The organism is Allobosea sp. P1_A7 (genome assembly GCF_056406775.1).
Genome location: NZ_JBFTZN010000432.1, coordinates 5248 through 5892 on the forward strand (window position 1 = coordinate 5248; position 645 = coordinate 5892).

Below are 645 nucleotides of genomic sequence, written 5' to 3' on the forward strand. Positions count from 1 at the left end.
CCACGACAGGGGTCACGAGACAGCGAACCAGCGCCGCCCCCGGGCAGGGCAGGGGCAGGCCGCTCTTCGCCTCCCGTCTGACGCGTCCGGCTCCGAAGCCACCCTGACGGAAACACCTTTCGCGTTCGCACGCTCGGTTCCGGCGTTAAACCAGTTCCAGCACCATCTGTAAGAAGCTTTCCTTTTATCGGCTTTTCCCTTTCGCGGGCGTTGCCCGGCGCGCCGTCCCGGCGCCGTGCCGATCAGCGACCGAGGGCTGCAGCCCCATGGCTGACGTTTGGGACGTCCGCTTCGCGGGGCGCTGGTTGGCTGGAATGCCGGATTCTGGAGCGGGACGAAGGCCTGTTCTTGGCGCGCCGCCGCCGCGAAACAGCCGCCTGAGCTGACCTGCYGACCTGGGTGGAAAGTGGGTGTTCATGGAGCGCTGCCCAGGTGTCTTCATCGCGCCATTGGACTTGTATGGGGTTTTCCTTGTCAAGGCCGCAGACCCCTTATCGGCTTTGAGACGCGGTTCGTTTTCACGTACGGGTGGACGTCAACAGCTTCGCCGCTCCGCGCGGCGAAGGCCGTAGATGAGTGCAGGCGCTCACATCCAAACGATCCGAGGGGAACTCGCCATTTTGGCGCGGTTCGGCGCCACAAACT